The organism is Bacteroides sp. AF32-8BH, from assembly GCF_003435205.1.
Lineage (GTDB): Bacteria > Bacteroidota > Bacteroidia > Bacteroidales > Bacteroidaceae > Bacteroides > Bacteroides ovatus.
The window spans coordinates 1-23,635 of sequence record NZ_QVLZ01000037.1 but is presented as its reverse complement, the minus strand read 5'-3'; the positions used below and the strand labels follow the sequence as shown (position 1 = coordinate 23,635).

Annotated in this window: 23 protein-coding genes and 1 pseudogene; 14 read left to right on the top strand and 10 right to left on the bottom strand. The window is 42.6% G+C overall.

Annotated features, from left to right (window positions below):
* The first annotated feature begins 343 nt into the window (after positions 1 to 343).
* The 5 genes from DWZ47_RS22235 to DWZ47_RS22215 all read left to right on the top strand — a co-directional run bounded on the left by DWZ47_RS22235 (position 344) and on the right by DWZ47_RS22215 (position 4,219).
* Positions 344 to 1,648: a reverse transcriptase domain-containing protein gene (locus DWZ47_RS22235; protein ID WP_117514722.1), complete on the top strand. Its 1,305-nt coding sequence runs from the start codon at positions 344 to 346 to the stop codon at positions 1,646 to 1,648.
* The gene (locus DWZ47_RS22230; RefSeq protein ID WP_005943907.1) at positions 1,645 to 2,130 is read left to right on the top strand and encodes a hypothetical protein; all 486 of its coding nucleotides are present in this window, start codon (positions 1,645 to 1,647) and stop codon (positions 2,128 to 2,130) included. The genes DWZ47_RS22235 and DWZ47_RS22230 overlap by 4 nt, the downstream gene beginning before the upstream one ends.
* A 179-nt stretch (positions 2,131 to 2,309) precedes the next feature.
* A complete protein-coding gene (locus tag DWZ47_RS22225) occupies positions 2,310 to 2,552 on the top strand; it encodes a hypothetical protein (RefSeq protein ID WP_004326021.1) in 243 nt (80 codons plus the stop codon).
* A gap of 72 nt (positions 2,553 to 2,624) precedes the next feature.
* Entirely contained in the window at positions 2,625 to 3,269 is a 645-nt protein-coding gene (locus DWZ47_RS22220) for a thymidylate synthase (protein WP_117514720.1), read from the top strand.
* 95 nt (positions 3,270 to 3,364) lie between these two features.
* Positions 3,365 to 4,219, top strand: coding sequence for a DNA adenine methylase (locus tag DWZ47_RS22215; RefSeq protein WP_117514718.1), 855 nt, complete (start codon positions 3,365 to 3,367; stop codon positions 4,217 to 4,219).
* Between the two features lie 758 nt (positions 4,220 to 4,977).
* Here DWZ47_RS22215 and DWZ47_RS22205 read toward each other — a convergent pair.
* The 3 genes from DWZ47_RS22205 to DWZ47_RS22195 are packed head-to-tail and all read right to left on the bottom strand — an operon-like array spanning position 4,978 to position 7,023.
* Positions 4,978 to 5,448, bottom strand: a complete 471-nt coding sequence (locus DWZ47_RS22205; protein ID WP_004306423.1) for a GyrI-like domain-containing protein — start codon at positions 5,446 to 5,448, stop codon at positions 4,978 to 4,980.
* Between the two features lie 31 nt (positions 5,449 to 5,479).
* Complete coding sequence (locus tag DWZ47_RS22200; RefSeq protein WP_004306425.1) at positions 5,480 to 6,610, bottom strand: GyrI-like domain-containing protein; 1,131 nt, start codon at positions 6,608 to 6,610, stop codon at positions 5,480 to 5,482.
* Positions 6,607 to 7,023 carry a DUF3788 domain-containing protein gene (locus DWZ47_RS22195; protein ID WP_004306427.1) on the bottom strand — a complete coding sequence of 139 codons (417 nt, stop codon included), beginning with the start codon at positions 7,021 to 7,023 and terminating at the stop codon, positions 6,607 to 6,609. Before DWZ47_RS22195 ends, DWZ47_RS22200 begins: the two co-directional genes overlap by 4 nt.
* Before the next feature lie 198 nt (positions 7,024 to 7,221).
* Here DWZ47_RS22195 and DWZ47_RS22190 point away from each other — a divergent pair, with 198 nt between their 5' ends.
* A complete protein-coding gene (locus DWZ47_RS22190) occupies positions 7,222 to 7,842 on the top strand; it encodes a hypothetical protein (RefSeq protein ID WP_117514716.1) in 621 nt (206 codons plus the stop codon).
* Positions 7,843 to 7,915: 73 nt separating this feature from the next.
* On the opposite strand, the gene DWZ47_RS22185 is transcribed toward DWZ47_RS22190, so the two are convergent.
* The 5 genes from DWZ47_RS22185 to DWZ47_RS22165 all read right to left on the bottom strand — a co-directional run bounded on the left by DWZ47_RS22185 (position 7,916) and on the right by DWZ47_RS22165 (position 12,800).
* On the bottom strand, positions 7,916 to 8,761 hold the full coding sequence (locus tag DWZ47_RS22185; protein ID WP_004299151.1) for a 23S rRNA (adenine(2030)-N(6))-methyltransferase RlmJ: 846 nt from the start codon (positions 8,759 to 8,761) through the stop codon (positions 7,916 to 7,918).
* A 54-nt stretch (positions 8,762 to 8,815) separates the two neighbouring features.
* A complete protein-coding gene (locus DWZ47_RS22180) occupies positions 8,816 to 9,292 on the bottom strand; it encodes a DinB family protein (protein ID WP_004299152.1) in 477 nt (158 codons plus the stop codon).
* Positions 9,293 to 9,395: 103 nt separating this feature from the next.
* On the bottom strand, positions 9,396 to 11,528 hold the full coding sequence (locus DWZ47_RS22175; RefSeq protein ID WP_055235661.1) for a cation:proton antiporter: 2,133 nt from the start codon (positions 11,526 to 11,528) through the stop codon (positions 9,396 to 9,398).
* A 259-nt stretch (positions 11,529 to 11,787) separates the two neighbouring features.
* The gene (locus DWZ47_RS22170) at positions 11,788 to 12,153 is read right to left on the bottom strand and encodes an MmcQ/YjbR family DNA-binding protein (RefSeq protein ID WP_055235662.1); all 366 of its coding nucleotides are present in this window, start codon (positions 12,151 to 12,153) and stop codon (positions 11,788 to 11,790) included.
* Positions 12,154 to 12,227: 74 nt separating this feature from the next.
* Positions 12,228 to 12,800, bottom strand: coding sequence for a Crp/Fnr family transcriptional regulator (locus DWZ47_RS22165; protein ID WP_004306434.1), 573 nt, complete (start codon positions 12,798 to 12,800; stop codon positions 12,228 to 12,230).
* A gap of 152 nt (positions 12,801 to 12,952) precedes the next feature.
* Here DWZ47_RS22165 and DWZ47_RS22160 point away from each other — a divergent pair, with 152 nt between their 5' ends.
* The 3 genes and pseudogenes from DWZ47_RS22160 to DWZ47_RS22150 all read left to right on the top strand — a co-directional run bounded on the left by DWZ47_RS22160 (position 12,953) and on the right by DWZ47_RS22150 (position 16,532).
* Positions 12,953 to 13,273, top strand: coding sequence for a DMT family transporter (locus tag DWZ47_RS22160; RefSeq protein WP_004306435.1), 321 nt, complete (start codon positions 12,953 to 12,955; stop codon positions 13,271 to 13,273).
* Positions 13,274 to 13,572: 299 nt separating this feature from the next.
* A pseudogene (locus DWZ47_RS22155) lies at positions 13,573 to 15,285 on the top strand (ATP-binding protein).
* Positions 15,286 to 15,452: 167 nt separating this feature from the next.
* Positions 15,453 to 16,532: a linear amide C-N hydrolase gene (locus DWZ47_RS22150; protein WP_032852166.1), complete on the top strand. Its 1,080-nt coding sequence runs from the start codon at positions 15,453 to 15,455 to the stop codon at positions 16,530 to 16,532.
* A 213-nt stretch (positions 16,533 to 16,745) separates the two neighbouring features.
* On the opposite strand, the gene DWZ47_RS22145 is transcribed toward DWZ47_RS22150, so the two are convergent.
* Complete coding sequence (locus DWZ47_RS22145) at positions 16,746 to 17,396, bottom strand: HU family DNA-binding protein (RefSeq protein ID WP_004306439.1); 651 nt, start codon at positions 17,394 to 17,396, stop codon at positions 16,746 to 16,748.
* Positions 17,397 to 17,743: 347 nt separating this feature from the next.
* Here DWZ47_RS22145 and DWZ47_RS22140 point away from each other — a divergent pair, with 347 nt between their 5' ends.
* The 4 genes from DWZ47_RS22140 (at position 17,744) to DWZ47_RS22125 (ending at position 22,315) form a co-directional block, all read left to right on the top strand.
* Positions 17,744 to 19,837: a BT4734/BF3469 family protein gene (locus DWZ47_RS22140; protein WP_117514714.1), complete on the top strand. Its 2,094-nt coding sequence runs from the start codon at positions 17,744 to 17,746 to the stop codon at positions 19,835 to 19,837.
* A 435-nt stretch (positions 19,838 to 20,272) separates the two neighbouring features.
* The gene (locus tag DWZ47_RS22135; RefSeq protein WP_009040656.1) at positions 20,273 to 20,803 is read left to right on the top strand and encodes a methylated-DNA--[protein]-cysteine S-methyltransferase; all 531 of its coding nucleotides are present in this window, start codon (positions 20,273 to 20,275) and stop codon (positions 20,801 to 20,803) included.
* Entirely contained in the window at positions 20,800 to 21,654 is an 855-nt protein-coding gene (locus DWZ47_RS22130; protein ID WP_009040657.1) for a bifunctional helix-turn-helix domain-containing protein/methylated-DNA--[protein]-cysteine S-methyltransferase, read from the top strand. Before DWZ47_RS22135 ends, DWZ47_RS22130 begins: the two co-directional genes overlap by 4 nt.
* An 82-nt stretch (positions 21,655 to 21,736) precedes the next feature.
* Positions 21,737 to 22,315 (top strand): DJ-1/PfpI family protein, encoded by a 579-nt coding sequence (locus DWZ47_RS22125; RefSeq protein ID WP_004306443.1) that lies wholly within the window; start codon positions 21,737 to 21,739, stop codon positions 22,313 to 22,315.
* Positions 22,316 to 22,369: 54 nt separating this feature from the next.
* Here the strand turns inward: DWZ47_RS22125 and DWZ47_RS22120 are convergent, their stop codons facing one another.
* Entirely contained in the window at positions 22,370 to 22,735 is a 366-nt protein-coding gene (locus DWZ47_RS22120) for a DUF6463 family protein (RefSeq protein WP_004309084.1), read from the bottom strand.
* 334 nt (positions 22,736 to 23,069) lie between these two features.
* Between DWZ47_RS22120 and DWZ47_RS22115 the strand changes: the two genes are divergently transcribed.
* Complete coding sequence (locus tag DWZ47_RS22115; RefSeq protein ID WP_004309086.1) at positions 23,070 to 23,582, top strand: GNAT family N-acetyltransferase; 513 nt, start codon at positions 23,070 to 23,072, stop codon at positions 23,580 to 23,582.
* The last annotated feature ends 53 nt before the right edge of the window (positions 23,583 to 23,635 follow it).

Sequence of the window (23,635 nt, the reverse complement as noted above, 5' to 3'; positions counted from 1 at the left end):
GGTGGCGCCTCCCCATAGGCCGTGTGGTCTATCGTGGCAACAACAACGCGAACCCGAATGGCGGTGTTTCGATGTCGAATGCGAACAACGATTCCTCGAATACGAACACGAACATCGGTTCTCGTCTGAACAACAATCGAAAGGAAATTTTAATCGGCGTACAACACCGGGGACTTGTCCCCACCGTGGTGCCGAGGGGGGCAAGCCGCAGTAACAGCGGTCCGCAAGGGCCGGAAAACTGAAAAATAAAGTGTCGGGTAGGGTTTGGTAGGCCGGAAACGGTTCGAAGAAGCCGGGCCCGGGGGATTGAAGGCCCCGTATTAAAAGCAATAAACAGTAATTTATGCGCAGGGTTGGGTATATCATCGAGGAGATCGTGGAGCCTTCCAACATGGAGGCTTCCTTCCGGCAGGTCCTTCGCGGCAGCAAGCGTAAACGCAGCCGCCAGGGGGGCTATCTGCTCGCGCATAAGCCCGAGGTGTTGGAGGAGCTGGCCGCGCAGATCGCATCCGGTACTTTCCGCGTGAAGGACTACCGTGAACGCGAGATCATCGAGGGCGGCAAGCTGCGCCGCATCCAGGTGATCCCGATGAAGGACCGCATCGCCGTGCATGCCATCATGGCGGTGGTGGACCGCCATCTGCGGAAACGTTTCATCCGTACCACCTCCGCCAGTATCAAGAGACGGGGTATGCACGACCTCCTGGCGTATGTCCGCCGTGACATGGCCGAGGACCCTGATGGTACGCGTTACTGTTACAAGTTTGACATCACCAAATTCTACGAGAGCGTGAAGCAGGATTTTGTGATGTATTGCGTCAGCCGGGTGTTCAAGGACGCAAAGCTCGTGACCATGCTGGAGAGCTTTGTCCGCCTGATGCCTGAAGGTCTGAGTATCGGCCTGCGCAGCTCGCAGGGGCTGGGCAATTTGCTTTTGTCTGTGTATCTGGACCATTATCTGAAGGACAGGTATGCTGTGCGTCATTTCTACCGCTATTGTGATGACGGCGTCGTACTGGGTAAAACGAAAGCGGAACTGTGGAAGATTCGTGATGCCGTCCACGGGCGCATGGAGTGTGCCGGTCTCCTGGTGAAGGGGAACGAGCGCGTGTTCCCGCCGGGCGAGGGCATCGACTTTCTGGGGTATGTGACTTTCGGTGCGGACCATGTCCGCCTTCGCAAGCGCATCAAGCAGAAGTTCGCCCGAAAAATGCACGAGGTAAAATCGAGAAGGAGGAGGCGTGAGCTGATAGCGTCGTTCTACGGGATGGCCAAGCACGCCGACTGTCATACGTTGTTTAAAAAATTAACAGGCAAAGACATGAGATCATTTAAAGACTTGAACGTTTCCTACAAGCCGGAGGACGGCAAGAAACGTTTTCCCGGGGTGGTGGTAAGCATCCGGGAACTGGTAAACTTACCGATTATTGTGAAGGACTTTGAGACGGGCATCAAGACCGAACAGGGCGAGGACCGCTGTATCGTGGCCATTGAGATGAACGGCGAACCGAAAAAGTTCTTTACCAACAGCGAGGAGATGAAGAACATCCTCTTGCAAGTGAAGGAAATGCCGGACGGCTTCCCGTTCGAAACCACCATCAAGACGGAAACCTTCGGCAAAGGTCGAACTAAATACATATTTACATGAAACGGGTAGAAGGAACATCCGGGATAAGACTGATCGAGTGCGTGAGCCCGGCACGCAACAGATGGCGCATCCGCTGGGATGTGCAGGAACGTGAAGACGGATCCGCTTCCTATATGGAGGAAAGCTTTGTCGGCAGACCTCACATGGATACTATAAAGTCCGTCATTACAGACTGGTATAATGAGCAAATTGACCGTGAGATACTTTCCGGTTTTCTCTATGAAGGTATGCCGGTATGGCTGTCAAGTGAAAACCAGTTCAATTATAAGGCAGCGTATGATCTGGCCGTACAGACTGGTGGTGCTACGCTTCCCGTGACATTCAAGTTCGGTACGGATGAGGTTCCCCAATATCGGGAGTTCGTCACACTGGAGGAACTGACCGATTTCTACACGAAAGCCATGAAGCATGTTCAGGACACGCTGTCTGACGGCTGGAGGAAGAAAGACGCTTTTGATCCGGAGAAGTACCGGGTGGAATAAATCCTTCGGGGGAGGATAAGAAAAAAGCCCCCGGCCTGTTAAAAAGTAACGCCAATCACTTTTATAAACATGAAACGCCAAACCGCGCGACCGGGGGCAAATACCCTCTGTCACGGTTTGACGTTTTTTTTGTTGTCTAAAAAATGATTGGCGATGCAAAGATATAATTTTTTTGTTGTATGAAAGTGATTGAGATATTAAACTTTAACCGGGAGCTGTTGAAAAGGCTTCAGGCGGCCGGCATTCGTCTGGAAGATGCCCGGTATATCGACCTGTACGCGGACTATACCCGCCTACTCGATCAAGGTGAAAAAGTCTCGTATGCTGTGGCCGTATTGTCCGAAAAGTATTCGGTGAGCGAACGCAAGGTTTATGCCTTGGTGAAACGATTCCAGAGCGACTGCAAGACGCTTGCAGTGTGAACGGGTTGTTTTATGCCGTAGGGAGTGCCGTTTCCCCTTATCTTTAGGGTGTTTCAAATTTAGAAGGAGGAAATGGCTATGAACAAGTATTACCGTATCCTGGACAAGATTCTTGCCACGGGAAAGACACAGACCAACAAGAAGGGAAACATACAGTACCTTCTGAACGAGCAGCTCTCGCTGACACCGGCGGACCTGCTCGACATATTCGAGGGGCATAATATCGCCCGTAAGAAGCTCCGCAGCGAGTTGCAGTTATTTATGCAGGGTGAGCGCAACGTGGAGAAGTACCGGGAGGTCGGCATCAACTGGTGGGACTATTGCGGCTCCATCCTGGTGAACAGTTACCCGACCTATTTCGAGAAGCTGCCCCCGTTGATAGCGAAAATTAACCGGGAGAGGCGCAACAGCAAGAACTACGTGCTTTTCCTGGGCGAAACCGGTGCCGAGAGCAACCAGGCACCCTGTTTGAGTCTGGTACAGTTCCAGTTAGATGGCGGTGAACTGGTTCTATCCGCCTACCAGCGTAGCAGTGACGCGAACCTCGGGCTGCCTTCCGATATTTATCACCTGTACCTGATGGCGCGGCAGATAGAACTTCCCTTGAAGTCGATCACTCTCTACCTGGGCAATGTACATATCTACGAGAATAATATCCCGGGCACCCGTGCGCTGATCGCCGGTGACGAGACGGTCCGCTTCGGGTTGAACGTGTAGTTTGCTGTATATGTCTTGCAGCGGGAACAGTTCATGTTTCCCGCTGTTTTTCGTTTATTCTGGGGACCTTTGCGGCCGTTTTAAAGCAGAATGAAATGAAAAAGATGTATTTGTCCGCCCCGCTTCCTTTCGTGGGGCAGAAACGCATGTTTGCGAGGGAATTTATCAAGGTGCTGGGACAGTTCCCGGACAGCACCGTGTTTGTGGACCTGTTTGGTGGCTCGGGCCTGCTGTCACATATTACCAAATGTGTCAGGTCTGATGCCACCGTTGTGTATAATGACTTCGACAACTACCGCTGCCGACTTGTAAATATCCCGACCACTAATGTGCTGTTATCCGATTTGCGTCGGATAGCTGAAGGGGAACCCAGAAACAAACGTATAACCGGGGAGATTCGCGATAAAATGTTTGCCCGTATTGAGAGGGAAGAAAAAGAGCACGGCTACGTGGATTATATCACGGTTTCCGCATCCTTGTTGTTCGCCATGAAATATGTGACCAGTTTGGAAGGAATGAAGAAAGAAGCCATTTACAATAGGATTCGGCAGACAGACTATCCCGAAGCAAAGGATTATCTGGAAGGACTGACTATAACCAGCGAAGACTACAAGGAAGTATTCAAACGTTACAAAGATGTTCCGGGTGTGGTGTTCCTGGTTGATCCGCCGTACCTCTCCACCGAGGTGGGTACTTACAAGATGTTCTGGCGTCTGGCTGACTATCTGGATGTACTAACCGTTCTGAAAGGGCATTCGTTCGTGTATTTCACTTCGAACAAGTCTTCCATTTTAGAACTGTGCGACTGGATGGACCGAAACCCATTTGTCGGCAGCCCATTCAAGGAATGCAGGAAAGTGGAGTTTAGTGCAAGCGTAAACTATCAAGCTAAATATACAGACATGATGCTGTACACGAAGCCGGATGAGGTGTCAGGTATAGCAGCCTAACATTGCATAAAGATAGTGAATTATTTTGAATCTGCAATGGCTTTTAAATGATATTTTAAAGCCATTTAAAGAGGGTTCAAGTGAAAGAAAAACGGTGGGCTTTGATCATGCTGAATAGGACCGCGCTCACCTTTTTTCTTGTACGTGTCGTTTTTGTACTTTTTGAAACGCATCGTTTTTGTTAAGCGGCACGTCTGGTTTTTCCGGATTTATTTGATTGCAAATAATTCATTCAGTCATTTTTTATAATTGCTTGCTATTCAGTTATAAATTTATTCCATATCATTATATTTTAGACATGACAAGATTATCATTGAAATATATTTCAACATATACATTCCTACGATAGAAGCGTCAAAAATAAAAGAGACGAACAATTTTCTTAATTTAAGTTTAGGACTTCAACAGTCGATTCGTTTCTCGGTGAGAAACACTTCGTTTCTCGGTGTCGAAAAGGTTGTTTCTCGGTGAGAAACGGGTTATTGGTTTTAAAGGAAAAGCCCGAATAGTAACCGCCTGGATAACAGTGTTTTACAAAATAACGTTATCTATCAGAAATACATAGGAGTTTTATTGACATTTTTTTTGCAATACCGTTTATTTCTATTGCATCTATTACTGTAATAATATTTACATTAGAACTAAAATATGGCATTTATAAAAGAATCTGTTTCATTCCTTTCCGTACCGTTTTGAATCAAATAACAATAATTGGAGCTTGGGAAGAATCTACATGATGAAGTAGATGAAATCAACATTTATAATAGTGGCATTTCTATTCTCGTCACCTGTTCTTCTTCGGGTACATTGGGATTGCTGTAATAATATTCAATGGATGTTCCCGAAAGTTTGTAACCGTTGGTTTTTATCCATTCCATCATTTCGTTGTACAGGACAGCCAATTCACTGTAAGTTCCTCTATGTAGACAGGAAACTATTTTTCTTTCCGGTATCGTTATGGAGCGTATATCCCCTTCACCCTGTAATTCTTTGGATGACTTTAGACCAATAATCATTTTGATATTGTGTTCCGTCAGACTTTCAAAGTTGGGATATTCAACGTAGGGGATGTCGGTAGTGACTTCACCCTGTTCCTTAAATAAAGAGTCTATTTTTACAAAGTTCTTTCCGATAGCTTCCGACATTCCGTTCATATCTGTTTGTACTTCAACAGCCAAAGCGGGCTGTTTCGGTTGCTTCAATAGCATGATTTCTGAAATTTTTCCCATAATACATTGTTTTTAGAGGGTTGATAATTAATTATTTCTTGATGACCGGAATATAGATGTCGGTAATTAGTTCTGTTCTAAGGGTGGAGGCAGGGCGGTTCATATACATTTCAAAGCTAAAGGTGCTTTGAGGACGATATTTACTTTCCGGGAACCACTCTTCATAAATAGTCCGGTAGAATTTATGCAATAAAGAGTAGTCACCGATATGCCTGAATATAGCATAACGACCACCGGGAACTTCTATCACTCCCGGCTGGAAATCATTTTCTTTGTTATCGATTATGACCCCGAGATAGAAGCGACATTTATCTATTGGGGTGATGGCCGGGTCGTCCATACTAAGGCTGACAAACTTATCATTCGACTTTTCTTCATTGCGCTGTCTAGCATAGTTGGTGAGCCTGTCCCATATTAATTTGTATCGGAGTTCATCCTTATACTTTTCACCCACCTCGATACAAAATACTTTCATCGGCAGAATCGACCGGATTTCAGGAGTGATAACCGCATGCTGTTCGTCATACATCGGCTTATACTTCTCCCTATATTGAGAGGTTGACACTCCAAAATGTTTTTTGAAGGCTTTTGCCAGACTGAATTTAGTCTGATAGTTTGTTTGCTCCGAAATCTGATTTAATGTAAAGTCGGTGGATACTAACAGATGTGCTATATGTTCGAGGCGCAAACGTTGTATGTAGCTTCCAATATTTTCTCCGGCAACGGTTTGAAACACTCTTCTGAAGTGATATTTGGAAAGTCCGCTTATCGTACTAAGTATATCTGCATCTAAACTATCGAATAAATGATTGTTGATGTAAACGACTATATCCTGAATCTTTTGGTGATGGATATTACTGGTTTCCAACTTCTGTTTCCATCGGTTCAGTTTGGGGAGCCGTTCGTTGAGTATTCGTCTAAGTTCCTTCGGCGAATAAGCGGTATCTGCATATTCATTGTACTTATCGGTGTATTTTATCCAGATATTAATCATTTCCGACATCGGAATGTCGACGATATATTTTCCATCTTTCAGGCAGTAGTAGCAATATTCATCACTTCGGGAACCGTCGGAGTTAGTACCCAGATATTTCTCTATATCAAAGCGGAGAGGCATCCCGCAACTTTGACAATACCTTTTATTTATATCTGATTCAATCATCGGTTGGGTTTTCGTTTGATGGATAGCAGTCGCTCCATATCATTAAATAAATAAGTGTCTTTCAATTCGAACATAAGCCACTTCCCATCGTGGAAAGTCGTCGTCTCATCGTATATCTTTTGAGTCTCATTGGAGAATACTTCTCGCAGAGATTCAAATTTGGCACGCTCATCTTTACCTAAAATGACCATGAAGCCAATCGTTTGTTCTTTGGCGTATAGGGCACACAGCGTTTTTCCGCCTTTGCGATATTTATATTCGTATATCCATTTTTTCCCTCCATGGTTCCATAGTTGTTCCATATTGTACTTTTGCTCGATAAGCTGGCAAAGTGAAGTCCATATATCATAAAGTTCCTTACCTATCAAGGCTTCCAGTGTTTCGGGAGTGGGAATCTGCAAAGTTTCTTTCATGGTATTCTGTATTTACTTTTGATTATCCATATCACAAAGGTAGGCTGATTTTCTAATAGATCGTTGTCCAATATAGGCATTTTGTGTGTAGCTGGTGAACAATCTGCCCGGAAATTAATTTATTTTGTAAAAGCGAAATATTGGCAGTATAACCTTTATCTTTGCATTAATTTAAAAACAAAGCCCCAATTAAAGAAAATGAAAACAATATTATTAGCAGTAGGTACGCTCTGCCTCATGGCAGGTTGCTCGTCAAAAGTGGCAAGCTCAAAAGGAATCGTTAGTGATGCAACCATGAATACGGTAACGATTGTTACTGATAAGAATGATACCCTTTCGTTCAGTACGATAGATGCAAATAAAGATGAAGTCAACGGTTTGCTTCTGAATGATACGCTGGAAGTGTTCTATACCGGAAAATATACACCGGGAATGCCGGCTTCTAAATTAGTTCAGTATCCGCAATCTCCGATTGTGGGAGGTGATCGGGATGAACATGGCTGTATCGGTTCTGCCGGATATGTATGGTGTGAAGTGCAAAAAGACTGTATCCGCTTGTTTGAGAAAAGAATCCGCACGGAATCGGTGGACGATAGCAATGCTTCTGCCTTTATTGTGTTTAGTCCTGACTCTACGCAACTGGAACTTTTCTTTTCCAATAATCAGCCCAATGAAATATTGGAGAGACGTGGCCTGCCTTCAGGAGGTTATGCATGGAACGTGGAAGATGACGATACGAAAAATGTACGGCTAATAGATGGTTTGTGGACAATCAGCCAAAGAAATAAGTTAATTTATAGCCAAAAGGCCGGAAACTGATTTTAAAAGCTCCGGCTTTCTGACGCTCTGTTTGTAGAGTAATGTTCTAGGTAATTAAATTAATAAGTGGATATCAAAGATGCTGAATATATAAACTTCCATCATAATCTTTGTATTTAGCATCTTTGTATATATCAACCAGTTTGTTACTGTAATCAAGAATGGTATCTTTGGAGATTTGTGATAAATTTGTAGCCAAAATACCACTTCCCAAAATGCCCGGATTACATAATATACTGTCTTTTCTTATTGAATTCATAGTAAGCTCTACACCTATGTAATCCTTGATACCTGCCTTTTCCAGACTGGATACAATATAGTTGTCCAAAGATTCTTTATCATCTTCGGTCATGAATCCATACCATAATAAACACTTCATTCCTAATTGAGTAGCCTGTATCAGGATATCGAGATAGGTTACTCCTGAATCTCCTTTCTTGTCTATTTCGTAAGGATCGATATGAATGAAAGAGGATGAAGGAAGTGAAGGCAATAGCTCTATGGTACCTCTCGAAGAGTCGGCATGATGCATCTCTACAGATGCACTTAATCCGACTTGTTTGGCATAGGTACCCACATTTTCCAACGCACTCTTTTCTAAATCAAAGAATACAAACCTTTTTGCTTGCTTCTCTAATACATTCATTGCCAGGGCAGGAGAACCCAGATAATTTCCTTTTGTCATTTCCGGGTTTTCCAGTTGGTAATAAATGGAATCTTTTAGAGATTTGTCATCATCTGCTTTCTCCAGGAAATGATAGATACCATATTGCTGCTCCGGAGTTTGCGTCATGGAGTAGATGGCACATGCGGAATTGGTTTCTACATATACTTGTGGGGCTTCATTTCTAAGAACTTCACAGAGTATCAGATGTTTCAGTACATCGGGTTGTTTTGCGAAATGAGTGTAAGTTGCCATGTGGGTACATCTTAATATTTATAGAATATAAAAGAACTGCAACCGCTATCCTTTTTAGGCATTCATTAATTCATGGATTTCATGAATATGCAGGTGCAAATGACTTAGATAACCTTCTATCATGTCTTGTAGCGTAACCTTTGTTCCTTCAAAATCACACCAGTAGCTATCCAGTTTTGTCTGGTCTACAGATTTTATAACCTGAATGATATGCAGGTTAAAAAACTTCCATAGTTGAATCAGGTTGTTCCAATCTTCATTTTGGTAATCTTGTAATGCTATCCACAGATCATTATCCTGACGGTAATCGGGAAAGAAAAGCAAATCTTTACTGTATTGCAATCTGACCATGCGTTGGTGATTGTTTGATGCCGAATCAATCAAATGTCCGAGAATCTGTTTGATGGTACGATTTTGTTTATTACGTTTCAACGTGATCGTATCATTTTGTAGCCCGGTTAGTATTTTCTCTTCAGTTTCTATCACATGATAGATTCCTTCTGTTATTTTGGAAAAATCGACGTTTGACATACCATTCTTTTCCTTTAGGTGTTTATAGCAAAATTGCTAATGGTACAAATATAGATAAATGTGTCGATATTTATAAATTAAACGGAACTTTTCAATTCTAATTTTATCCCTCTTTCTTAAACCACCTGTAAAACCATTTACCGACCTTTTCGTAATGTCGGGTTTCGGTATCAGTATATAGCTTAGAGAAGAAAGACGTATCCAATGGCTCTCCCGACTGATTGGGATACAACACGATAAAGCTATTGTTGGAGAAATATTTCCCGAGCTGTCTCGGTAACTTCTCAAAAGAACTGTCATACGAAAGAGTTCCTGGTCGTGCACTGATAATAACCAATAAATGATCGTAACTTACCTGTCCTGTCAATACCAGCAGGTCATTCCAGTCTTCTAAGAGAGAGAAATCGGTAAGCGTCTGTTTATGCCTTTTCTTTATCCACGCTTGTAGGCGGATGGTAGTCTTTTCATTGGCAAAGAAGTGTACGCGGCATCCAAGAGTGCTCCCCATGCGACAAAAGTGCTCCATCCAATGAGGAAAACCGGATTCATATTCGGCTTTAGGAGGGATGGCAACGACAATCCGTTTGATTGTATGGACCGGTATCAGAAATTTAGAGATAATTATTTCACAGTTTAATCCGTTCAATAAGTGTTCGGCAAGTATTCCAAAGTATGAATCTGTGATGTTTTTCTTGCGGTGCAGGCCGGTGATAATACTCGTAATCTCATTCTCCTTGACTGAATGGATAATACCGGAAGCTATATTCAAATCATACCGGGTGACCTTTTTGAGTGGTACATTTGCTTCCGTTGCTGTCATTTCGGCTTTTTCCAGATAATGTTTGCTTCGAATTCGTAGATTATCAGAGTTATTATCGTCGTTGATAACATTTAATGCCAGGAGATTGTCTTTCAATTTGGGGTCACGTATGACTAGAGAAAGATTCACCATGTCCTCGATAGTGTCCGGGTTGGCTATGGATATTAAAATCTTCTCTGTTTCTTTTGACGATTCATTTTCAGGTTGTGAATCATCCATCGCCATTTTTCTGGCTGTCCGCTCGGTAATCAGTGAACTCACTACGCAAGTGACCAGGATAAGCAAGACTGTTCCGTTCAGTACATCATCATTCAATAAACGTTCGCCGGTGGGCAGAATAATGTTGTATCCAACTAACACAGCCGCCAATGTGGCTGCCGCCTGTGCATTACTCAAACCATACATCAGATTTCGTTCAAGAACAGACATCTTATATATCTTTTGAGTGAGCCAGCAAGCAATCCATTTGCCTGTCAGCGCCATGATTATCATCACGGCGGCAACTTTTAAGGCATCCCCCTCTCCGAAAATAACACGTAAGTTGATTAACATTCCCACTCCGATAAGGAAATAAGGAATAAAAAGTGCATTACCAACGAACTCTAAATGATCCATCAATGGAGAGACGTGTGGGATGAGCCGGTTAAGTACCAATCCTGCGAGGAAAGCTCCCAAGATACCTTCCATACCAACAAGCTCCATCAACCCTGCTCCTAGAAAGACCATCGCAAGCACGAAAATAAATTGCATCACGTTGTCATTGTACCGGTGAAAGAACCAACGACCGATGCGCGGAAAGAAATAAATGATCAGTGCCCCTAGAAAGATTACTTTTACCACCAGCCAAATCCAAAACAATCCTCCGGTTTCTCCTTTGAACAATCCGCCTATAACAGCCAGTACCAGCAGCGTGAGTGTATCCGTTACGGCCGTTCCTCCTACGGCAATACTTACGCTACGATGGCGTGATATGCCGAAGCGGGTGACGATAGGGTAGGCCACGAGCGTATGGGAGGCATACATGCTGGCTAATAATACAGAGGTGATTACACCATATTTCAGATAAGATACATTTGCCACGAATCCAATCCCGATAGGAACGATAAAAGCCAGTAATCCCAGTACCAATGCTTTGTTTCGCGTCTCTTTGAAATCTCCCATATTCATTTCCAGACCAGCCAGGAACATGATGTAATAGAGTCCGACTTTCCCGAATAACTGAAAGCTGCTGTCTCGTGCCAGGATATTAAATCCATGTTCGCCAATAGCCAGTCCTGCCAGGATCATACCGATAATATGAGGGATGCGCAGTTTATTCAATAATATCGGAGCAAACAATATAATTAGGAGTACAAGGAGAAATATCCATGTAGGGTCGGTGATAGGGAATGTTAAATCAAGGCCAATCCAATCCATAATTTGACGAGTTCGTGATATTTGTTCCGCAAAATAACCTAAAAAAATGCTTCTAAAAAAGCATTAGTTAATAAAATTAGTCATTTATTTTTTCTCCAGATTCATGATTGCCGGAATGAAGAATGCAAGTGTTCCTGGGACATACGTTTTTAAATATACGATGATTTTATCCGTGTGTGCGTTTTGGGGTGTATAGTGATTTTATCCGGCTCTACTTTTAGCAATAATCGTAGTGCCGGATATGTCTACTTTCCGAATCCTAAATCATATTCCTGTGTTCCTCTTGTTTTTTCTTGGGTAACTTCTTTATAACTTCCTCTACCGAGTGGCTAATCAACTCCTTTATGAGTTTATCGGGAACATCTCCTTCCAAGTAAACGGTTATCCAATGTTTCTTATCCGAAAAAGGTCCCCAAAAAATGTCTTCGTATTGTTCTATGAGCTCTTCTGATTTATCAGGATTACATTTCATATCCGCCCAGAATCTTCCGTTTTTAGGACGTAATGTAGCAAAAGTGAACATTTTATCCATAACCTTGAAAACCAAAGTATGTTCATCAAACGGCATACATTCTGTTGCTCCTTTGACTGACAGGCAATATTCTCTATAATCTTCGATATTCATGACTTCTCTTTTTTGATTCATTCGTTGTACAAATATATCACTTTCTGTTTGCTTTTGAAAAACATGTTTCTATCTCAAAGTACCCGTTTCAATTTCGCCCTTATCCGGCTTAAACTTACCGGAGTTATTCCCAGATAAGAAGCAAGACACTCCAATGGTATTCTCTGTAATAGCTCCGGATTATTTTGTATCAGTTTCATATACCGTTCGGACGCGGTGGTGAATAAGAGAGAAATAAGTCTTTCCTCTGTTTGCAGGAACTCTGATTCGGCAAACTTGCGCCCCCAGTTGGCAATATGGATATCTTCCTTGAATAATTCGTGTAAGTCTTTGCGCTTTAATAGATACAACACCGAGTTTTCCATCAGTTCCATTGACTCATACCCCTGTTGATTATTTACATAGCTTTTCAATGAGACAATGGTTGACCCTTCTTTCCCAATCCAGAACGTTACCTCTTTTCCGTCTACGGGAATGTAAGCTCTAGCAATCCCTTTCTCGATGAAAAAGATATTCGTTTCAGTCTTGCCAGCCTCCAATATATGATAACCTTTGGGATATGTGATTTTTGACAGATGTTTGACCACCTTATCCGCTGAAGCCTCCGGCATCCGATATATCCTGTTTATAATCTCGTGTATATCCATATCGCATTGAATCATTATTCTGCAAAAATACAAAAAGTTATATTAGGAAAAGAGATTTGATGATACTCTTACACCGTCGTTTCTTATCAAATGTAAAGTGAAAGCTCCGGGCATCTTGTTAATTTTGCAGTCTAATATTAAAATAGAATGATATGAATTGGATTATATTGATTATTGCCGGACTGTTTGAGGTTGGTTTTACCTTTTGTCTAGGCAAGATTAAAGGAGCGACAGGCACCGATTTTTATTTGTGGGGAGCGGGATTTGTAATCTCTGTAACCTTAAGCATGTTCCTACTGGCAAAGGCTGCGCAAACATTGCCTATCGGCACTGCATATCCTGTTTGGACGGGGATAGGAGCGGTGGGGACTGTATTGATCGGTATCCTGTTCTTTCATGAACCGGCAACTTTGGGTCGTTTGTTTTTTATGACGACTCTGATTATTTCAATCGTAGGGTTGAAACTGATATAACCAGACGAATAGGATTTAGTTTTAATAGATAGAAAAGTGTGATAAGGACTTTTTCAGTGTAAGTCATATATTGTTGAAAAGATTCCATCCGGTATAATATTGAGGAAGTTTGGAATTGACGAGGTCGATTATGTAATATATGCTTTCGTAATTCTGCGATTATTAGGCATTTATAAGAAGTCGTTTTGATGGGAAAAAGTTTGGTTTCTAAAATAAATGTATATATTTGCAGAATGTGGGACGCATCTCGTCCGGATTCGAAACTAAACTAAAATTCTATTTACTGTTATCTATTAAACATGAAATCCACTGATTCTGAACCTCAAGGGGGCGGTATGGAATTGGAACAGTACCGTACCAGCCTCGAACAGATGGTTGAAGAGAAATCTAAAGACTTGATCGCTATTCAGGAGAATCTCGAAGCAACCAACCGACGGCAGGCATTATTTATCAAGGTACTGCAAATTTTGTAATTGGAACCGGATATACCTACTGCTATGAATATGGCACTGGCCGAAATTGGCCGTTATACTGGTGTCGACCGTTTGGCGACATGGGAAAACCACCTCGACGGAGTTACGTATGGCTGCACCAACGAATGGTGCAACGACGGTATAGAACCCGCTATCGATTACTTGCGGAGTATGACCATTGAAGCGGGAAAACCCTGGTTCGACATGCTGGAAGAAAACCATATCATTTGTACGTCCGATATTTATTCGCTTGATCCCTTTATTACTCAAATGCTCGAAGTGCAAGGCGTAAAAGCCATTGCTGTTTTTCCCCTGTCACAATTGGGAGTACATTTCGGCTTTCTTTCGTTCAACTTTTGCTGGAACAAACAATGGGATGAAAAAGATGTGGAACTGATGAGCCAGATATCGCAAATTGTATCTACTGCTACTAAACGCTGGCAAGTTGAAACATCGCTGCAACAGTCGCAGCGAACCATGCAAAAGGTATTGGACAATATCAATGCCAATATTTTTGTGAGTGATTACGATACGTTGAAAGTGATTTTTGCCAATAAGCCTTTCAGGGAAGAAGCAGGAGAAGTTCCGGAAAATGCGGAATGTTGGAGAATGTTGAATGCAGGTCTGGAAAATGGGTGTAAACACTGCCCGAAGCCGAAGTTGCTCGATGCCAACCGTAAGTTTACAGGCGTTCATTTTTGGGAAGACTACAATCCGGTCACCAAACGTTGGTATACCATCCAGAGCATGGCAATAAAATGGCTCGACGGACGTTGGGCAATCATGGAACTGGCTACCGATATCACCACCCGCAAACAGGTGGAACTAGAGCTGATTCAAGCTAAAGAAAAAGCGGAAGAATCGGACAGGCTCAAATCAGCATTCCTTGCCAATATGAGCCATGAAATACGTACTCCTTTGAATGCCATCGTCGGTTTTTCCAGTCTGCTTGCCGAAACCGATGAGGCGGAGCTGCGTCATGTATATATGTCTTTAGTGCAGGAGAACAATGAGCTGTTGCTCAACCTTATTTCCGACATTCTGGACATCTCCAAAATCGAAGCCGGTATGATAGATCTTGTTATGGGACGGGTGGATGTACCACAACTTTGCCGGGAAGTGATTGCTACCTTCTCACACAAAAAACGTGACACTGCGGTCGAACTGCGGTTTGATGAAAATTCACCGCAGATTGTGATTGATGCTGATAAAAACCGAATCATGCAAGTACTCTCTAATTTTCTGACTAATGCCTTGAAGTTTACGACTAAAGGCTCAATCACACTTTCCTATTCATTGGAAGATGAGAGTCAGGTGCGTTTTTGTGTAACGGATACGGGCAAAGGGATTCCCGATGAACAAAAACATGAAATATTTAATCGTTTTGTAAAATTAGACTCATTTGTACAAGGTGCCGGATTGGGATTATCCATCTGTCAAAGCCTGGTCAATAGGATGGGCGGAAAGATTGGAGTCGAATCCCGTGAGGGGGAAGGGTCGTGCTTCTGGTTCACTCATCCGTATGTTCCCGGTGCTTAACCAAAAAAAAGAGATTGCATATTGAAGCAAACTACGTATATTGTTCCGCAAAGTACGGGACGAACAAAAAACAATAGTTTTCTTGAGAGAGGTGTCTGCAACTAAAATAACCCATATTTTGTTGTCTTTATACAGTATTGAGTTTTTAGCGAATAAATATATAAATAATGATGAAGATGACAAAGAACTTATTGCTAGGGATTGCTGCCGTATGTGGCAGCACTTTTCAGGCTGTAGCTTGTACGGGAATCTCGCTGACATCCCGTGACGGTAGTTATGTGCAGGCCCGTACGATTGAATGGGCGCGCGGTGTATTGCAAAGCGAGTATGTGATTATTCCACGTGGCCAACAGCTCACGTCATTCACTCCTACAGGTGTCAATGGACTAACGTTTACGGCAAAATATGGAGTGGTTGGTCTGGCTGTTGTACAAAAAGAATTTATTGCCGAAGGAATCAATGAGGCCGGACTTTCGGCCGGACTATTTTTCTTTCCTCATTATGGGGGATATGAGACGTATGATGCTGCACAGAACCAGCGGACACTGGCAGACCTTCAAGTGACGGAGTGGTTGTTGTCGCAGTTTTCCACTATTGACGAGGTGAAGGCAGCCCTTTCTTCTGTACGTGTTGTAGGACTGGAAAAGACAGCGGTAGTACATTGGCGTATCGGTGAACCGTCGGGGCGTCAGGTTGTGTTGGAAATTGTAGGTGGTGTGCCGCATTTTTATGAGAATGAAGTAGGCGTATTGACGAATGCCCCCGGTTTTGAATGGCAACTCACTAATTTGAACAACTACGCCAATCTTCATCCGGGTGACGCTTCCATGCAAAAATTGAGTGGTATTACACTGCAACCGACTGGTGGCAACTCTGGTTTTCTCGGTATTCCGGGTGATGCCACGCCTCCTTCGCGGTTTGTACGTGCTGCCTTCTATCGGGGAACAGCTCCGCAACGTGCTACAGGCTTTGATACCGTGCAGCAATGTTTCCACTTGCTTAATAATTTTGATATTCCTATCGGTATAGAACATTCACAGGGTGATATTCCGGATATTCCCAGTGCTACGCAATGGACCTCGGCTATCGACCTCACGAACCGGAAGGTTTATTATAAAACGGCTTATAACAATTCGATACGTTGCATTGACTTAAAAGCTATTGATTTCTCAAAGGTAAAATATCAATCACAACCGTTGGATAAGATACAGGAGCAGCCGGTTGAAATGGTTAAGATTCCTCGGTAAAATACGGAACGGTATGGAGGTGCTCTTATATAATAGTTGCTCGCATTAAGAATGTTCTCAAATAAATGTTGGTGACGTTTTACCCTCACACCCTCACCCTTTATGCTCAATCCATTTATTCATCGGGGTTACAGGTGTGTGGGTAAAGGTGAGAGTAGGTGAGGGTAACTTTTTACTCTCACTCTGTCTCGTCCTGATTTGAGTTGACCAATCTTATTCCGTTTTTACACTAACTTCTTTATTATTACCATAATATCCACTTCCCGGCACATAAATCGGCTGCATGGCTCCACCCATATTTTTCAATTTACCCTCGTCGCGCAGACGTCGGATATGTCGCATGGCTGTACTTCTTGCCATTCCGCAAAGATATTGGAAGTCGTGTCTCCGCATAAATGGATGAGTACGGAAGTACTTAGTCAGTTGCAGGTCAATTTCCTCGTTCGTCAGTTGGGTGAAATCCAGTCCACCTTTGAGGTTTTTCACTTTAAGAACGCCGAATTCGTTTTTCAATGTCTGGTCGGCACGAAACTGAATGGCCTTTAGCTTCACTTTGGTCACTTTCCGTTTTGTGTCTACCGTTACAGGTTCCGTGGTCGTCAGGCAGGGATGGAAATAACCGATGCCGTCCAGATGAACTTGGCGTCCTTCCGCCAATTCCTGTCCCATGATGTGTGAAAGCGCATCAAGTACGGCTGTGACGTCTGTTTCTGTCAGTGAACAACGTTCTTGAATACGTCGGCGCAGTACGTCGGTCCCTGTGGAACCGTTGTATTTGATGCGCGGATGCAGGGTGTTTCCGTTTTCTCCCTGCTGTTTGTTTGAAGGCTTCGGGTCTTCATACCAATCGAATAATATTGCCATAGCTCTATATTTGTTTTAAATGAACTCTTCTTGTTATGTATTCTCTTAGATAGTAATACATTAATGCTTAATGTTTCTTTTGTTAAACTCTAATGATTTGCAAGGGCTCACCCATGTGAATAAGGCTGTTTACGTCTGTAGACGTTTTTATTTACAATTGATAGCCTGTTTGTTCACACGGGTGAGCCCTTGACAACTACTAAGCAAAGATACATAAATAATAAGGCAAATGCAAATAATATGCAGGTATTTATCGGATAAAATGCTTGTTTACCGGAGGATAAAAGCGTATCTTTACAGGAATTAAATATGTAGATGTGATTGTAGAAAAAATAGACAAAAATAGGATGAAAGTTACTTTAATCAGACAAGACAACGGGAGCGGAAAAGAAACTCTTAGCATTTGTGAGACAGGCACACTATTCGACAAAATGAAGACGGAAACTAAAGCGGGACATATCACGGCTTTGCGGGAGATTATACCGTTGCTGGAAGGTACGTATGCCCGATACGAACATATTGATAAATTGCCATACATTTATTCTGCTGTGGAATATACCCGTACCAAAGAGGGCGAACGGAAAATGAAGCAGTACAACGGTTTGGTACAGTTGGAAGTGAGCCGGTTGGCCGGTGGCTCGGAAGCGGAGTTTGTGAAACGGCAAGCGGCACTTCTGCCACAGACTTTTGCCGCTTTTTGTGGCTCCAGCGGGCGTAGCGTGAAAATATGGGTGCGTTTCGCTTTGCCGGATGACGGAGGGTTGCCGGTCAAGGAAGCGGAGGCGGAATTATTTCATGTTCATGCTTATTGGCTGGCTGTGAAATGTTATCAGCCGATGTTGCCTTTCGATATTGATTTGAAAGAACCTGTTTTGGCACAGAGATGCCGTATGACGCTGGACGAATCTCCTTATTATAATCCGGATGCGGTGCCGTTCTGCCTGGAACAACCGCTTACGATGCTGGGAGAAGAGACTTTCCGCCAGCGGAAACAGGGAGAGAAAAATCCGTTATTACGGTTGCAGCCGGGATATGAGTCGGCGCAAACATTCACGAAGATTTATGAAGCGGCCTTGAACAGGGCACTTCAGGAAATGGAGGATTGGAAACGTGGGGACGACTTGCAGCCTTTATTGGTTCGCCTTGCCGAGCATTGTTTCAAAGCGGGGCTTCCCGAAGAGGAAGCGATACGACAGACGATGATTCATTATTATCGCGAGGAAGAAGAGCAGGTGATCCGTTCGATACTGCATAATCTTTATCAGGAGTGTAAGGGATTCGGCAAGAAAAGCAGTATCAATAAAGAGCAGGAGACGGCTTTTCTGTTGGAAGAGTTTATGAAACGTCGGTATGAATTCCGTTACAATACGGTGCAGGACGATTTGGAATATCGGCAACGCGATTCTGTTCACTTTTGCTTTAAGCCGGTGGATAAACGGGTGCGCAACAGTATTGCGATCAATGCTTTGAAGGAAGGCATCAGTGCGTGGGACCGTGATGTGGATCGTTTTCTGAATTCGGAATGTGTTCCTTTGTATAATCCTGTGGAGGAATATCTTTATGAGACAGGTCGCTGGGACGGGAAGGATCGTATCCGTGCATTGGCTGGTCTGGTGCCTTGTGATAATCCGCATTGGCAGGAATTATTTTACCGCTGGTTTCTTAGTATGGTGGCGCATTGGAGGGGAGTCGATCGGCAGCATGGTAATAATACTTCGTCTTTGCTGGTTGGTTCGCAGGGGTATCGTAAGTCTACATTCTGTCGCATTATTCTGCCGCCGGAGTTGCGTTTCGGCTATACGGACAGTATTGATTTTAAAAGTAAACAGGAGGCGGAACGCTATTTGGGACGTTTTTTTCTGATAAATATTGATGAGTTCGATCAGATTAATGTCAGTCAGCAGGGGTTCTTGAAGCATTTGTTGCAGAAGCCTGTGGCGAATCTGCGCAAACCATACGGTAATACGATTCGGGAAATGAGGCGTTATGCTTCTTTTATCGGTACCAGCAATCAGAAAGATTTGCTTACTGATCCTAGCGGTAGCCGCCGTTTTATTTGCATTGAGGTGACGGCTCCTATTAATACGAATGTTACGATTAATTACAAGCAGCTTTATGCTCAAGCGATGGAGGCTATTTATAAAGGTGAACGTTATTGGCTGAATGATGAGGATGAAAACATATTAAAACAGACTAACCGTGAGTTTGAACAGGCGAGTCCGCTGGAACAGCTGTTCCACTGCTATCTTAATCCCGTAGAAGAGGAAATGGAAGGCGAATGGCTGACTGCCATGCAGATTTTGAGTTATTTACAGACGAAAACACGGGATAAACTGGCTATTAATAAGGTAGGACAGTTTGGGCGTGCACTTCAAAAACTGAATATTCCTTGTCGTAAGTCTCGTAAAGGGACGCTTTATCATTTGATGAAAGTGAAGTAATTGATAAAGGTGGTGTGAAAGGGGGCTTTGTCAACCCAATCAGGACGAGACAGGGTGAGGGCAAAAAGTTACCCTCACCTACCCTCACTCTTACCCTCATCACTGAAAGGATGATGAATAGGGGGATGCAGGGAAAGTGTGAGGGTGTGAGAGTAAATCATGTATAAAAAATAATTGGATATTGAATCGGATGGTAAAGAATTGTGTGGCGGTCGGCAGTCCTTGCCGGGTGATAAAGTATATTGAGAACGATTGATTGTATGGAGGAGTGGGAGGGGGATTGTCTTTTCTACGTAAAAACAGCAATTTTCGGGTCGTTTATCAGTGATGCGTGTAGTAATTTTGCGGCATTGGAAATGAGAGTGCGAGTGTAAAAACGAAAATATTATTAGCTGTTATTTCAACTGTAAATATAATAAACGTATCTTTGGAAGTATGGAAGATAAAACGAATGTAATTAAGATACAGCGTTATCATTCTCCTTGTGGTGATTTGATGCTTGGCTCGTTTGAGGATAAGCTTTGTCTTTGTGACTGGGCGGCTGAAAGTCATAGGGATATCGTAGACAGGAGATTGCGGAAAGTGCTGAAAGCTGGTTATGAGAAAAGTACATCAGATGTGATACTGGAGGCGATGAGCCAGTTGGATGAATATTTCAATGGCGAGCGGACTGTGTTTGAGGTGCCTTTGCTTTTTGTTGGTACGGAGTTTCAGAAGAGTGTATGGTATAAGTTGTTGGAGATTCCATACGGTTCGACTGTGTCATACGGTGAGCTGGCAAAACAACTCGATTTGCCGAAAGCTGTCCGTGCTGTTGCTGCAGCTAATGGGGCGAACGCTATTTCTATTTTTGCTCCGTGCCATCGTGTCATCGGTAGTAACCGCACGCTTGTTGGGTATGGAGGCGGATTGCCTGCCAAAAAGCGGTTGCTGGATTTGGAATTAAATGGCAAACCTCTGTTATGAATGAGCAAAAGATGCTTGACTATGCATGCATTGCGCAGGCAATCGGGTATATAAGGGAGAATTTTAAAAGGCAACCGGGATTGGATGAGATTGCCGGGGAAGTGGCGTTGAGTACGGCGCATTTCCAACGTATGTTTACGGAGTGGGCGGGAGTTAGTCCTAAGAAGTTCTTGCAATATACCAGTATTGAATATGCCAAGAGAATCTTGAATGAAACTCATGCGTCTTTATTCGATGCGGCACAGGAAACAGGGCTTTCCGGTACGGGCAGATTGTATGACTTGTTTGTAAATATAGAAGGGATGACGCCGGGCGAATATAAAAACGGAGGTGAAAGTCTTTCTATCAATTACAGTTTTGCCAAAAGTCCTTTCGGTGAAATCTTCATTGCGTCTACCGATAAAGGTATTTGTTGTATGGAGTTTGCAGACGATCATGACGCGGCTTTTAACTCTTTACGGAAGAAGTTTCCTAATGCAAAGTTTACCTCGATTGTGGATGAAGTGCAGCAAAATGCTTTATTTATCTTCACGCAGGACTGGAGTAAACTCAAAGAAATAAAATTGCATCTGAAAGGTACCGACTTTCAACTAAAGGTATGGGAAACCTTACTGAAAATTCCTGTCGGTGGCTTGACTACTTACGGAGATATAGCCGTAGGAATCAATAATCCGAGAGCTTGCCGGGCTGTTGGAACGGCTGTCGGTGAGAATCCCGTAGCTTTCCTTATTCCGTGTCATCGGGTCATTCGTGCTTCCGGTGAGTTGGGAAATTACCATTGGGGAGAGATTCGCAAGACTGCAATGATTGGTTGGGAGGCTGCAAAAGGTGAGGTAAAGAGGGGATTATAGGAAAGAATGAAGGTGATTTTAGTTCACATTCTTTTTAGTGCAATGCTGTTTCTTATATTATTAATATATAACTAATTTGATTATGAAATTATTGGTATTCCTTGCTAAAGGGTTTGAAACGATTGAGTTTAGTGCTTTTATAGATGTTATGGGATGGGCAAAGACGGATTTTGATTGTAAAATAGATGTTGTGACCTGTGGCTTGAATCAAAAAGTGATTAGTTCTTTCAATGTTCCTGTTTTGGTGGATAAAGTCATGGATGAAGTGTCTGCAGATGAATATGACGCGCTTGCGATACCCGGCGGATTTGAAGAATTCGGATTCTATGAGGAGGCATATAATGAACAACTTCTGGAATTGATACGACTGTTTGACTCACAAAAGAAATGGATCGCAACAGTCTGCGTGGGAGCTTTGCCTGTTGGGAAAAGTGGAGTGTTGAACGGTCGGAAAGCAACAACTTATCATCTTAGAGGTGCTCATAAACAGAAAGTGCTTCAGGGATTTGGAGCAACTATCGTAAATTCTCCCATCGTGGTGGATGATAATATCATAACTTCTTATTGTCCTCAAACATCATACGGGGTTGCATTGCTTTTATTAGAGAAGTTGACCTCTCATAAAGAAATGGTTTTAGTGAAAGATGCTATGGGATTTTAATAAGTTGCATTTAAGCACTGCACTCGGTTTTGAGTTCGCTATGGATGATGCTTCTCACTGCTTTTTCATGTTTGAATAAATAATAATAAGTGCTTGCGGTAAGAAAAGCCAGAAACCGGATATTGGTTCGACTATGCAACCGATTATGGTGAACAGTAGAATGAAGTAACCTAAAAATAAAGGTGCCGGTTTTTGTTCTTTTCTGATATAGTATTGAAGTGTCTCTCCCCAAAGAATAAGTATTATTCCGCAGATTAGGAACCAGAAAGCAAAGCCCAGGTTATGATTTTCTCCAATAGAGTCTATTAATCCATTGTTAAGCATTTCCGTAAAAGCTTCTTTTCCAAGAAATAACGCATAAATGGTATGAATGACTCCTGTTGCTGTTAAAAGTGTTCCACTATATTTCCAAAGTTTCATGTTCTTGCCTTTTTAGTATTTTATTGGGATGTACACTTCTACAGAATTTGAAATTTAATCCGTTTTAACATATCATCCGGTTCTTAATAAGTTGCTCGATAACGCAAATATAAGTAATCATGTACGATTCCCAACGTATGATTTCGACATTTGTGTTTGTTTTAGATTCTTTATACTTGGTCATTCGTTTTCTTGTTGTGATATCTGTGGACATGAGTTGCTTTATAAATATCCTTTAGTTCTTCTTTATTGTATTGAAAATTATATCTTTGTATTTCAGATAGTTGGATTTATGGAGTTTATAAAAGAGGCTGGCGTCTCACCACAAAAAAGTATGGATATTAAGAATGATAAGATCACAATAAAGCCTTTGCGTGATAAGGATGTAGACATTTTCAGTAAATGGTTGGCTAAAGAATATATTTATAAATGGTTCTGCCCTGACGGAGAAGAACATAAAATGGCTTGGTTGGATGAGGTAAATAATAGAAATACCCAATATCATTATATGAAACATTTCATTGTTTATTATAATGATAAAGCCATTGGCTTTTGTTTATACTTGGATTGTTATTTTGAAAAAGAATATATACCGGAACATTACGGAAAAACTGTCGATGAGAAAGAGACAGTCTTTGAAATAGGTTATCTCATAGGCGAAGAGGAATATTTGGGTAAGGGCATCGGGAAGATTATTGTAAAGAAGCTGATCGGGGAAATTGCCGAAATAGGAGGGAAAGAGATATTGGCTGACCCTGATGAGGCTAATGTTTTATCCATAAGAACATTGTTAAGTAATGGATTCGTAAAAGTAAAAGATTGCGATTATAGGTATTGTCTTAAATAGATGAGGTTGTGTCAAAACGCTGACACAGCCTTTTTTATGCGCAAAGCCCAGAC